Here is an 11,862-nt window from a genome sequence, read left to right as displayed (position 1 = left end):
ACAACCTCAAAAGTGCAATGCTTTTGAGGAGGGCAGGGGCAAGTACTGGCAAACGGAAGCCTGCACTTGACGGTGATGCCCTCCGCAACACCAGTCAAAAATTGCAACGAGGCAGGTCTCCGGGCTGCCGACTGCGTTTTTCACCTTCCCGGGCGAACCCAGTGGTTGTCGAAAAACGCTGTGTTGCGCCTGAGCGCAGCACTGTCGGTTACCGTTGCGGGGGCAGCGCAGGCATTGTCATGGACGCACCTGCTTCCCTTTTCACGCTGAGCCTTGCGGCTGGCAGCGACCTCGGTCAATCACGATTACAACCGCTACCGAGTTGGCGGTAGCGGGTTACTTATTTGTTGATAACAGCCAGGCGCTGACGAATTGCCTGCTCAATACCGGCGGCATCGAGGCCGCATTCGGCAAGCATTTGTGACGGCTTGGCGTGCTCGACGTAAAGGTCGGGCAAGCCAAGGTGCAGCACTGGCTTGAGCAGGTTTTCCTGCGCCAGGAACTCGCTGACGGCACTTCCAGCACCGCCCATGACGCTGTTCTCTTCAATGGTCACCAGCAGTTCATGCTCAGCGGCCAGCTGGCGAATCAATGCTTCATCAATGGGTTTTACGAAGCGCATGTCGACTACGGTCGCATCCAGTGCTTCGGCAGCCTTTAGCGCTTCACTCAACTGTACGCCGAACACCAGCATGGCTGTGCCGCTACCCTGGCGGCGGATTACGCCCTTACCGATTTCAAACGGCTCAAGACCGGCCTCAATCGGTGCGTTGGGGCCAGTGCCTCGCGGGTAGCGTACAGCTGCCGGGCCGTTATACAGGTGCCCGGTGGTCAACATGCGGCGCAATTCGTTTTCATCGCTTGGGGTCATCACCAGCATGCCGGGAATGCAGCGCAGGTAGGTGATATCGAAGCTGCCCGCATGGGTTGGGCCATCTTCACCGACCAAACCCGCGCGGTCGATGGCGAATAATACGTCCAGGTGCTGCACGGCCACGTCGTGGATCAGTTGGTCGTAGGCGCGTTGCAAGAAGGTCGAGTAAATCGCCACGACCGGTTTGCTGCCTTCGCACGCCATGCCCGCTGCAAGTGTGACTGCGTGCTGCTCGGCAATCGCCGTATCGAAATAGCGATCGGGATATTGCTCGCTGAAGGCGACCAGGTCAGAACCTTCTTTCATTGCCGGGGTGATGCCGAGCAGGCGCGGGTCCTGCGCTGCCATGTCGCATAGCCACTGGCCGAATACGCTGGAGTATTTGGGGCCGGACGCTTTCTTGGCTTGTGCGGCTGGGCGATTGACTGGCTCAAGCTTGGTAATGGCGTGGTAGCCAATGGGATCGGCTTCCGCCGGGGCGAAGCCTTTGCCTTTTTTGGTGATCACATGCAGGAACTGCGGGCCTTCAAGGTCGCGCATGTTACGCAGCGTAGCCAGCATTGTCGGCAGGTCATGGCCATCGATCGGGCCTATGTAGTTCCAGCCAAGTTCTTCAAACAGGGTGCCTGGAACCAGCATGCCTTTGGCGTGTTCTTCGGTCTTGCGGGCGATTTCCCAGGCGCCGGGCAGGCGCGAGAGGACCTTCTTGCTGCCCTCGCGCATGCTTGCATAGGTGCGGCTGGAAAGAATTTTCGCCAGGTAGTTCGACAGCCCGCCCACATTGCGCGAGATCGACATGTCGTTGTCGTTGAGCACCACCAGCATGTTGGCCTTGAGGTCGGAGGCGTGGTTCAGCGCTTCGAACGCCATGCCGGCGGTCAGCGCGCCATCACCAATGACAGCAACACTCTTGCGGCTGCTGCCCTGGATTTTCGCGGCAACAGCCATGCCCAGCGCAGCGCTGATGGACGTGCTTGAGTGACCCACGCCAAAGGTGTCGTACTCGCTTTCACTGCGCCGCGGGAATGCGGCAATGCCGTTCTTTTGGCGCAGGGTGGCCATGCGTTCGCGGCGGCCCGTCAGGATCTTGTGCGGGTAGGCTTGATGGCCAACATCCCAGACCAGGCGGTCGTCCGGGGTGTCAAACACGTAATGCAGGGCAATTGTCAGCTCGACTACACCCAGGCCCGCGCCGAAGTGGCCGCCCGTCTGGCCAACGGTGTAAAGCAAGTATTGGCGCAGTTCGTCGGCCAGGGTTTCCAGCTCGGCTTCGCCCAGGCGGCGCAACTCGGTCGGCGTATTCGCGCGGTCAAGCAAGGGCGTCAGCGGTCGTTCGCGTGGAATCTCGTGGAAAGTCGTCGGCATCAGGCGAATCGTTATAAATACAAAGATGCGCCAGTTTACCCGAAGCCCCGCGCAGTACCCAAATAAGAAGTGGCCATTGAGCATCCGCTTGTCATGGCCGGGAGCTACCAGGTGTCGATAAAACCGCGTTTGTGGGGTTGCTCGGCGACAGTGGGCGGTGTCGAGTTGAGACCTCGGGTCAGCCATCCACGCGTCTGTTCAGGGTCAATCACTGCGTCGATTTCAAGGAAGCTGGCCATATTGATTGCCTTGCCATTGGCATAGGCCTTGGCTACCAGCTTGTCGAACAGTTGCTGGCGTGCTTGATCGGACTCGGCGGCTGCCAACTCTTTGGCAAAACCCAGGCGAACGGCCCCTTCAAGGCCCATGGCGCCGAATTCAGCGCTGGGCCAGGCGGCGGTGAACAGCGGCGAATGGAAGCTGCCTGCGGCCATCGCTTGCGCACCCAGGCCGTAACCCTTGCGCAGAACGATGGTGAAGAAGGGCACGCTCAGGCTGGCAGCAGCCACAAAGATGCGCGATACATGGCGCACAGTGGCTTGTTGCTCTGCTTGCGGGCCGACCATGAATCCGGGGGTATCACACAGTGATACCAGTGGAATACCAAATGCATTGCACAGCCGCATAAAGCGCGCGGCCTTGTCGCCACCGACTGCGTCAATGGCGCCGCCGAGATGCGCGGGGTTATTGGCGAGCAAGCCAAAGGCCTGACCCTCGATACGAATAAAGGCGGTGATCATGCCTGGCGCAAACTCGCGACGCAGTTCCAGAACCGAGTCTTGATCCGCCAGGGTTTCGATCACTTGGCGGATGTCATACACGCGCAAGCGGTTTTCGGGAATCAGATGGCGCAGCAGGCGCTGATCCGCGCATTGCCAGGTGCTCAGCGCGCCTTGAAAGTAACCCAGGTATTGCTTGGCGACGCGCACGGCCTCGGCTTCATCCTCGACCAGCAGGTCAATCACCCCGTTCGGGCTTTGGACGCTTGAGGGGCCGACTTGTTCGGCGCTAAAACTGCCCAGCCCGCCACCTTCGATCATGGCCGGGCCTGCCATGCCGATGCTGGCGTTGTGCGTGGCGATAATCACATCGCAGCAGCCCAGCAGCGCAGCATTGCCCGCAAAGCAACGTCCAGACACCACGCCGACCAGCGGTACCAGGCCAGAAAGCCTGGCCATGCCGACAAAGGTGTGACAATCCAGCCCGGCGACACCGACGAAATCCGTATCGCCGGGTCGACCGCCACCGCCTTCGGCAAATAACACCAGGGGCAAGCGCCATTGTTCGGCCAATTGCAGCATGCGGTCGGTCTTCTTGTGATTCATGACGCCTTGGGTGCCGGCAAATACCGTGTAGTCGTAGGCGATGGCCATGCAGCGCGCGGCTTTATTGCCAAACAAACTGGCGTTAACAGTGCCGGTGCCGGCAACCAGTCCATCGGCCGGACTCTGCTCGATCAACTCGTCGAGTGAGCGCCGCCGCCGTTGTGCTGCGATGGCCAGGGCGCCGTATTCGTTAAAGCTGCCATCATCCAGCAGGTCCGCAAGGTTTTCCCGGGTGGTGCGCTGCCTGGTTTTACGGCGTTTGGCCACAGCCTGCGGGCGTCTTTCATCAAGGGTGAGGGCGTGGCGTTCAAGGACCTCGGCGAGATCCGCACGTATATGCTCAAGATCGGCACTTTGTTCATTGAGCACCTGTTGCTCGGTGACCTGGGCGGGCTCGATAAACATCAAGGCCGCCCCTTGATTGACTATGCTGCCGGTTTCTACCGCGAGACTGCGGACAATGCCGCTTTGCTCTGCCCTGACTTCAAGCTCCATTTTCATGGCTTCGAGCACGGCAATGGTCTGGCCCTTTGCGATGCTATCGCCTTGCCTGACTTCAAGACTGACGACCACGCCGCTGCTCGGTGCGCCCAAGGCTGCGCAGCCCTCGGGCACGGGAGTGGCGAGCGGACAGGCTGTCGAGTTGGCGCCGTGATTGAAATACAGGTGCGGATGAGCACAGTCGAGTAGCCTGCTCATTTGTTTTTCGACAAAGCGGGTGTTGACCTCATTGCGTGCAACCTCTGGAAGCTGCAGCAAGCTTTGCAGCAGGCTGATTGAATTGCTCACGCCTTCGATATTGAACTCACAGAGCGCACGATAGGCTTTGCGCAATGCGCTGGGGTAATCGGGGGCATGCACAATCAGCTTGGCCAGCAAGGAGTCGTAGTTCGGGTTGATGCTGTAGCCCGGGTAGCCGTAGCCATCCACTCGCAAACCAGGACCACTGGGCGGTTGGTAAGAGCTTAGGGTGCCGGTGGCCGGTTGGGTCTTGCCGTCGCTGTCGATGGTTTCCAGGTTGATTCGCAGTTGCACGGCACAGCCATTGATCACCGGTGGTTGCAGCAGGTTGAGATCGGCCAGCGAATAACCCATGGCCAGCTTGATTTGGCATTGCACCAGGTCAACGCCGCTGATTTGCTCGGTGATGCTGTGTTCAACCTGGATCCGGGGGTTGGCCTCCATAAAGTAGAACTGCTCGGGTTGATCGTTATCGAGCAGGAACTCGAAGGTGCCGATGCCTTGGTAATTGACGCTGCTGGCAAGCTTGAGCGCGGCGTCGATCATGCCTTGGCGTGTGGCTGGCGACAGGTCCGGGCTTGGTGCTATCTCGATGATCTTTTGCTGGCGTCGTTGCAGGCTGCAGTCACGCTCCCACAAATGGCTGACCGCTCCGCTGCCATCGCCTAACAGCTGGATTTCGATATGGCGGGCGTTGTTCACCAATTGTTCTATGTACAGCGCGCCGTTGCCAAAGGCGCCTTGGGCTTCGCTCTGGCAGCGCTGGAATGCTTCAGGCAAATCGGTGGGGTTGAATACCGCCCGCATGCCGCGCCCGCCACCCCCTGCCAGCGCCTTGAGCATGACCGCCGATGAGTCGCCGAGGCTGTGCATAAAGTCCTGTGCTTGTTGCAGGGTTATTGCCTGGTTGATACCCGGTACCAGCTTGACGTCGCAACGCTCGGCCAGTGCCCGGGCCTGGGCCTTGTCGCCAAAAAGTTGCAGGACTTCAGCACCAGGGCCAATAAAGCAAATACCTGCGGCGGCACATTGGCGGGCAAAGTCCGGGTTTTCCGCAAGAAACCCGTAGCCCGGGTGGATGGCGTCGCAGCCGTTTTCCACGGCAACACGGATTAGCTGGTTGATGTCCAGATAGGCGGCAACCCCACGGCCCTTGAGGGCAACTGCGTGATCAGCTGTGCGCACATGCAGGGAGGTCGCATCGTCTTCTGCATGGATAGCAACGCTGCGCAGATTCATATCGGCAGCGGCGCGGGCAATGCGGATGGCGATTTCACCGCGGTTGGCGATCAGCAAGGCTGAAAAGGACATGGCAACGGCTCCAAAATTCTTATTCTGGAGACCATCTTATGCACTATGCGGCGCGGGTAAACAAAGCCTTGCCTGCTGATCGACAAGGTATTTGTTTGAGTGATTGTGCCTGAGGCAGGCGGCAACCCAGTTGCTCAGGTCGCCGTTCTAGTTAGTGGCGGCGCTCGACAATATAGCGAGCTAGCATGCGCAGCGGCTCAGCCGGGGAGCCCAGGTCTTCCAGTGCCGCAAGGGCCTGGTCGCGTAACTCCAGCGCATAGCCTTTAGCGTTCTGCAAACCCAGTATCGCGGGGTAGGTTGGCTTGTCGTTAGCCTGGTCCTTGCCTTGGGTTTTACCCAGGGTGTGAGTATCGCTCTCGATATCGAGAATGTCGTCCTGCACCTGGAAGGCCAGGCCTATCGCCTGGGCATAGCGCTGCAGGGCGGCCAGTGTGGCCGGGTCTGCGTTGCCGCTGGCCAGTGCGCCAAGGGCGACGCTGGCCTCGATCAGGGCGCCGGTCTTGTGCCTGTGCATATTTTCCAGGGCCGCCTGGTCAAGTGCCTGGCCAACCGAGCCCAGGTCTATTGCCTGGCCACCCACCATGCCCGCCGGGCCGGAGGCACGGGCGAGGGTCGCGATCATCGCCAGGCGCAACTCGGCACTGTGGGGGTTCAACTCAGCGTTGCCGAGCACTTCAAAGGCCAGGGTTTGCAGGCCATCGCCAGCCAGAATGGCAGCGGCTTCATCGAAGGCTTTGTGTGTGGTCGGCTTGCCTCGGCGCAGGTCATCGTCATCCATGGCTGGCAAATCGTCATGGACCAATGAGTAGGCATGGATCAGCTCGACCGCGCAGGCGGCGCCATTGGCATGCTCGACATTGCCGCCCAGGGCTTCGCACGCTGCGTAGGCCAGTAGCGGGCGTACGCGCTTGCCGCCATTGGTGACGCTGTAGCGCATGGCTTGATACAGGCGTTGCAATTCTGGCTGTGGTGCAACAAACAGACGCTCAAGGGCGGCATCTACACGGTTTTGGCACTGCGCCTGATAGGCTTCGATCATGCTTGTTTATCCGCGTCGAAAGGCGCTTCCTCCAGCTCGCCATTACGTTCCAGCAGCAGGCTGACCTTTTGTTCGGCTTGCGCCAGCGCGGCCTGGCAATCGCGGGTCAGGCGGATACCTTGTTCGAAGGCGGTCAGTGAGTCTTCGAGCGACATTTCGCCGTTTTCTAGGCGTTCGACCAAGCTTTGCAGCTCTGTCAGGGACTGCTCAAAATCAACAGCGGCTTTCTTGCGGGCCATGGCGGGTGTTCTCGGCGGGAAATCAACGGACGAATATCGCTCGCGACACTAGCAGAGACGAGGCTTTCGGGCAAATCATGGGCCGCTTTCAACTGCGCAGGTAAGTCGCCCAGAAATAATACAGCGTCATGCTGCTGCCAACGGCAATGACCAGCAGGCGCAGGAACTTGGCGGGCAGGCGCTGGCCGAGCGCTCCGCCGGCATAACCGCCAATGGTTGCGCCGCCCAGGAGTATGACCAACTCGTACCAACTAACCCGCCCGGCGATGATAAAGGTGCCGGTTGCGACGCTGTAGATCACCGCCGAAATCAGGTTTTTAAGCGCATTGCTGCGTGCCAGGGCATGGCCTTCGATCGAGAAGGCGGCGAGTTGTAAAATGCCCATGCCCGCACCGAAGTAGCCGCCGTACACCGAAACCGTCGCATGCGCCGCCAATGACCATGTCGTGTGCGGCGGTTGTGTATTTGCTGAACGGCGCGCGGCCAGGGCACGACTTAGTTGTGGGCTGGCGGCAAATAAAAGTGTGGCGCCGAGCAGGAGCCAAGGGATTAAACCGCGAAAAATTTCATCGCCACCAAGCAGTAGCAAGATACCGCCAAGCAAGCCGCCGCCAAGTCCTGCCAATAGCAAGGGAACCAGGTAGCTGCCGAGCGGTTGCAGTGTCTTGCGCCCAGCCCAGGCTGCCGCAACGCTCGCTGGCCAGAGCGCAACGGCGTTGGTTGCATTGGCGGTGACGGGCGCCAGGCCTGTGGCAAGTAACGCGGGGAACGAGAAAAACGTACCGCCCCCGGCCAGGGCATTCATTGCGCCTGCGGCGAATCCTGCGGCAATCAAAATCGCTATATCAAGCCAGGGCATTGGAGCGTCTTTGCAGTAAAAAGGCGCAGCCTAATCAATCGTCGGTTGTTCGCCAAGCAGGATGTTGCTCGGCAGGTGCTGCCTGATTTGGCCAAGACTGAATTTTTATACTTTCTTTACGCCGCCCGCGCCTTAGCCCAATCGAACCTTTACGCCTGAAATCCGAGAATGACTCATGCGCCGTTGGGGCGTTTTCGGAGCAATGACTATGAGTGTTCTCGACGGATTGTCGCTGTGTTTGGCCCTTGGCCTGTTCTTTTATCTGCTGCTTGCGCTGATGCGCGCCGAGCGTGGTTAGGAGGCCTTATGCACATCCAAGATTATTGGCTGATTCTGGCCTTCTTTGTATTGGTGCTGGTGCCTGCCCCTTTTCTGGGGCGCTATATCTTCCGGGTAATGGAAGGGCACAAGACCCTGCTCAGCCCGGTGCTGTTGCCCATAGAGCGTTTTTGCTACCGCCTTGCGGGGGTTGATAGCCAAGCCGAGCAGGACTGGAAAGGCTACAGCACTGCTCTGTTGATGTTCACCCTGGCGTGCCTGATCGGGCTGTTTGCAATCCTGATGTTGCAAGGCCGTTTGGGGCTCAATCCAGAGCATATTGCCGGTATGGATTGGCCGCTGGCGCTCAATACGGCGGTGAGCTTCGTCACCAATACCAACTGGCAGGCCTACAGCGGCGAGGCATCACTGAGCTATTTCAGCCAGATGCTTGGGCTTGGCGTGCAAAATTTTGTCAGCCCGGCGGTGGGCCTTGCGGTGTTGGTCGTCTTTTGTCGCGGTATTGCTCGCCGCTCAAGTAACAGCATTGGCAATTTCTGGGTCGATATGACGCGTGGCGTGCTCTATGTGCTGCTGCCGTTTTGCCTGTTGCTGGCGCTGTTCTTGGTCTGGCAGGGCGTGCCACAAAGCTTCATGGCCTACGTGCATGCCAAGACGCTGTTGGGTGCTGACCAGAGCATTCCCCTGGGGCCGGCGGCCAGCCAGATCGCAATCAAGCAGTTGGGCACCAATGGCGGAGGGTTCTTTGGCGTCAACTCGGCGCATCCATTCGAGAACCCGACGGCATGGAGCAATCTGGTCGAGATGGCTTCGATCATTCTGATCCCGGCGGCGTTGCTGTTCACCTTCGGTCACTACGTCAAGGATCTGCGGCAAAGTCGTGCGCTGTTGGCCAGCATGCTGATTCTGTTTGTGGCTGGCTTTGCGGTGACCTTGTACGCCGAGTTGCAGCCCAACCCTGCATTGGCGGCCTTGCCCATTGAGCAATCGGGTGCGTTCGAAGGAAAGGAAAGCCGACTGGGCATTGCCGCCTCGGCTCTGTGGGCGGTGGCCACTACCGCCGCGTCCAATGGTTCGGTCAACGCCATGCATGACAGTTTCAGTGCGCTCGGCGGGATGATCCCGATGCTCAATATGATGCTCGGTGAGGTCATTTTCGGCGGGGTTGGCGCGGGCCTGTACGGCATGTTGTTGTTTGTCCTGATTACGGTATTTCTTGCCGGGTTGATGATAGGTCGCACACCCGAATACCTGGGTAAGAAGCTTGAGGCGCGTGAAGTACGCCTGTTGGTCATGACGCTTCTGGTCATGCCGGTCGGTGTGTTGGTGTTTGGTGCCTTGGGTGTGAGCTTGCCAGGCCCGGCGATGTCGATCAGCAACCCCGGCGCACATGGCTTTAGCCAGGTCTTGTATGCCTACACATCAGGCACTGCCAACAATGGCTCTGCATTTGCGGGCTTTGGTGCCAATACCCCGTATCACGATGTGATGATCGCCTTGGCCATGCTGCTGGGGCGCTTCGGTTTCATTCTGCCAATCCTTGCGATTGCAGGCAGTCTGGCCGCGAAAAAATCAGCCCCGCAAGATGGCAACAGCTTTCCCACCCACGGCCCGCTGTTCGTGACGCTGCTGACAATGGTGATTTTGTTGGTTGGCGGTTTGACCTTTCTTCCAGCGCTGGCCCTTGGTCCCATCGCTGAACACCTGACCCTGCTGCAGGGCTTCTAAGGGAGAGCCATGATGAATGCTCCTATTCTCACGCAAGACCCGCAACCAAAGACTGCGGCCCAGGCAAAAACCGGTGCTTCGACACTCTGGCAGGCTGCGCTGGGCAAGGCCTTTACAAAGCTTGATCCGCGCCAACTGCAACGCGCGCCGGTGATGCTGGTGGTTGAGCTGACCGCGATTGTCACCACTGTGCTGTGCTTTATGCCCAACCCGGCGGTGAGCACAGGGCTGGCGGTGCAGATTGCGCTGTGGCTGTGGTTCACCCTGTTGTTTGCCAACTTTGCCGAGGCGTTGGCAGAGGGACGCGGCAAGGCCCGGGCCGACAGCCTCAAGGCCGGAAGCCAAGGCCTCAAGGCGCGCAGGCAAACTCAGCCGGGCGTCTATGAGTCAGTCGCTGCGAGTGAGTTGCGGCGTGGCGATATAGTCCGGGTTGAGGCCGGTGAGCAGATTCCCGGTGATGGCGAAGTCATTGAAGGCATCGCTGCGGTCAATGAGGCGGCTATTACTGGTGAGTCTGCTCCGGTTATTCGTGAGTCAGGCGGTGATCGCTCGGCTGTCACCGGCAACACCAACCTGGTGTCGGACTGGTTGCTGGTGAAGATTACCGCTAACCCCGGCGAGTCAACGCTTGACCGGATGATCGCCCTGGTCGAGGGCGCGCGCCGCCAGAAAACGCCGAACGAAATAGCGCTGGACATGCTGTTGATCGGCCTGACCCTGGTGTTTCTGGTGGTGGTCGCCACATTGCAGCCATTCGCCCGCTATGCGGGAGGTGACTTGCCGCTGGTGTATTTGGTGGCGCTGTTGGTAACGCTGATTCCAACCACTATCGGCGGCTTGCTTTCGGCCATTGGCATTGCCGGCATGGATCGCTTGGTCCGGCTTAATGTCATCGCCAAGTCGGGGCGCGCAGTCGAGGCCGCTGGCGATGTGCATGTGCTGCTGCTCGACAAGACCGGCACCATCACCTTCGGTAATCGTCGTTGCAGCGCCTTGATCGCAGCGCCCGGTATCGCCGAGCAGGATCTAACCGAGGCGGCGTTGTTGTCGTCACTGGGCGATGACACCGCCGAAGGCAAATCCATCGTCGAGTACATTCGTAATCTTGGTCCGGTGCAGGCCCCTGAGCGCTCGGCAGTGAAGGTCATCGCCTTCAGTGCTGAAACACGCTTGTCAGGCGCCGATCATGGCAGTCAGCGGTATCGCAAGGGTGCGGTGGATGCTGTGCTCGACTACCTAAAGATGAACCGTTCGGATATGCCTGCCGCGCTGGCGCGGACCGTCGACAAGATTGCGCAAAGCGGTGGCACGCCGCTACTGGTGGCCAGTGATGCGCGCTTGCTCGGTGCTATCCACCTTAAAGATGTGGTCAAGCCCGGCATTCGCGAGCGCTTCGCCGAGTTGCGCGCCATGGGTATTCGCACTGTGATGGTCACGGGTGACAACCCCTTGACCGCTGCTGCCATCGCCGCCGAGGCGGGTGTTGATGATGTCATCGCCGAGGCTACGCCCGAGAAAAAGTTGCAACGTATTCGCAGTGAACAGGCCGAGGGCAAGATGGTCGCCATGTGCGGTGACGGCGCCAATGACGCCCCGGCGCTGGCTCAGGCGGATGTTGGTTTGGCAATGAATGACGGCACCCAGGCTGCGCGTGAAGCGGCCAACCTGGTTGACCTGGACTCCGATCCGACCAAGCTGCTTGATGTGGTGCAAGTCGGTAAAGAGTTGCTGGTCACCCGTGGGGCGCTGACCACCTTCTCGGTGGCCAATGATGTCGCCAAATACTTCGCAATTTTGCCTGCGCTCTTTATCGGTGTTTATCCACAGCTTGGCGTACTTAACCTGATGCAGCTGCACAGTCCGCAGAGTGCGATTCTCTCGGCGATCGTATTTAACGCCCTGATTATCGTGGCCCTGATTCCGCTGGCGCTGCGCGGGGTTCGAGTGCAGGCAACGGACGCTGCAAGCCTGCTGCGGCGCAATCTGCTGATCTATGGCCTGGGCGGTTTGCTGGCGCCTTTTGTGGGTATCAAGTTGATCGACATGCTGCTGGTGGCTGTCGGCCTGGTTTGATCTTCCTGGCGCCTTTGCCGGCGCCGTAT

At 59.5% G+C, this 11,862-nt stretch carries 8 protein-coding genes and 1 riboswitch; of the genes, 3 read left to right on the top strand and 5 right to left on the bottom strand.

Annotated elements, in window-relative coordinates; genetic code table 11:
• Nucleotides 1–93: 93 nt before the first annotated feature.
• A riboswitch (cobalamin riboswitch) is annotated at nucleotides 94–309 on the bottom strand.
• Nucleotides 310–340: 31 nt separating this feature from the next.
• From dxs to CHB79_RS15430, 5 genes are all read right to left on the bottom strand, one after another.
• Nucleotides 341–2,239 (bottom strand): 1-deoxy-D-xylulose-5-phosphate synthase, encoded by a 1,899-nt coding sequence (dxs, locus tag CHB79_RS15450; RefSeq protein ID WP_089360615.1) that lies wholly within the window; start codon nucleotides 2,237–2,239, stop codon nucleotides 341–343.
• A 104-nt stretch (nucleotides 2,240–2,343) separates the two neighbouring features.
• Complete coding sequence (locus CHB79_RS15445) at nucleotides 2,344–5,616, bottom strand: acetyl-CoA carboxylase family protein (protein WP_089360567.1); 3,273 nt, start codon at nucleotides 5,614–5,616, stop codon at nucleotides 2,344–2,346.
• A 151-nt stretch (nucleotides 5,617–5,767) separates the two neighbouring features.
• The gene (gene ispA / locus CHB79_RS15440) at nucleotides 5,768–6,655 is read right to left on the bottom strand and encodes a (2E,6E)-farnesyl diphosphate synthase (RefSeq protein WP_089360566.1); all 888 of its coding nucleotides are present in this window, start codon (nucleotides 6,653–6,655) and stop codon (nucleotides 5,768–5,770) included.
• Nucleotides 6,652–6,894, bottom strand: a complete 243-nt coding sequence (locus tag CHB79_RS15435) for an exodeoxyribonuclease VII small subunit (RefSeq protein ID WP_089360565.1) — start codon at nucleotides 6,892–6,894, stop codon at nucleotides 6,652–6,654. Before CHB79_RS15435 ends, ispA begins: the two co-directional genes overlap by 4 nt.
• An 88-nt stretch (nucleotides 6,895–6,982) precedes the next feature.
• The gene (locus CHB79_RS15430) at nucleotides 6,983–7,753 is read right to left on the bottom strand and encodes a sulfite exporter TauE/SafE family protein (RefSeq protein ID WP_089360564.1); all 771 of its coding nucleotides are present in this window, start codon (nucleotides 7,751–7,753) and stop codon (nucleotides 6,983–6,985) included.
• Between the two features lie 208 nt (nucleotides 7,754–7,961).
• On the opposite strand from CHB79_RS15430, the gene kdpF reads away from it, so the two are divergent.
• Genes kdpF through kdpB form a run of 3 tightly spaced genes read left to right on the top strand, consistent with a single transcriptional unit; the run spans nucleotide 7,962 to nucleotide 11,833 of the window.
• Nucleotides 7,962–8,051 (top strand): K(+)-transporting ATPase subunit F, encoded by a 90-nt coding sequence (gene kdpF, locus CHB79_RS15425; RefSeq protein ID WP_138943099.1) that lies wholly within the window; start codon nucleotides 7,962–7,964, stop codon nucleotides 8,049–8,051.
• A gap of 8 nt (nucleotides 8,052–8,059) precedes the next feature.
• Nucleotides 8,060–9,760 (top strand): potassium-transporting ATPase subunit KdpA, encoded by a 1,701-nt coding sequence (gene kdpA / locus CHB79_RS15420; protein ID WP_089360563.1) that lies wholly within the window; start codon nucleotides 8,060–8,062, stop codon nucleotides 9,758–9,760.
• A gap of 12 nt (nucleotides 9,761–9,772) precedes the next feature.
• Nucleotides 9,773–11,833, top strand: a complete 2,061-nt coding sequence (gene kdpB / locus CHB79_RS15415; RefSeq protein WP_089360562.1) for a potassium-transporting ATPase subunit KdpB — start codon at nucleotides 9,773–9,775, stop codon at nucleotides 11,831–11,833.
• Nucleotides 11,834–11,862 lie beyond the last annotated feature (29 nt).

This window comes from Pseudomonas segetis, from assembly GCF_900188155.1.
Lineage (GTDB): Bacteria > Pseudomonadota > Gammaproteobacteria > Pseudomonadales > Pseudomonadaceae > Aquipseudomonas > Aquipseudomonas segetis.
This window is presented reverse-complemented; position numbering and strand designations above follow the sequence as displayed.